The organism is Acinetobacter sp. ANC 3929 (assembly GCF_000369405.1).
In the GTDB taxonomy this organism is placed as follows: Bacteria; Pseudomonadota; Gammaproteobacteria; order Pseudomonadales; family Moraxellaceae; genus Acinetobacter.
In genome coordinates, this window is the sequence record NZ_KB849998.1 from 179,709 (window position 1) to 180,220 (window position 512).

Below are 512 nucleotides of genomic sequence, written 5' to 3' on the forward strand. Positions count from 1 at the left end.
TTTTCTCCATTACTTTGTAGTGTCCAACCTTTATCTAAGGCTGTAATCGCATCACCGACATTGTTTACGTCAGCACCATTCACTGTGTAATTTGGTGCTGTTACCGTGCCGTCTGGATTGACAGTTGAACCACCGCCAAGTGCATCAGAAACACTTTTCGCATTCTTCGCTAATTGACTGCCGTTGATTGCATCAGTTGAATCTGGATTTACATCACCCGCGGCAACACCACTGATCTTGCCTGTTGTGCCATCAATCGTAACTTCACCAACTTTAACGTTGTTAAATTCAACATCATCTGCGGTCGCAACATTGTAAATGTCTTGTCCGTCATCACCTGTCGTCTTGGTTACAGTAATATTCTTACCTTCCATGACTTCAGTTTTCGTTGCTGCAGCAGCATTGTCTAACTGATCTTTGTTGACTGCATCTGTACCCGCTACACCTGGACCAACATTACTAATGGTATTACCTGCTGCATCGATACCTGATTTAGTGACACTTGGACCACC

Annotated in this window: 1 pseudogene; it reads right to left on the reverse strand. The window is 43.9% G+C overall.

From position 1 onward, the window contains the following. Window positions 1-512: pseudogene (locus tag F909_RS21225) on the reverse strand (hypothetical protein); the annotation flags it as partial.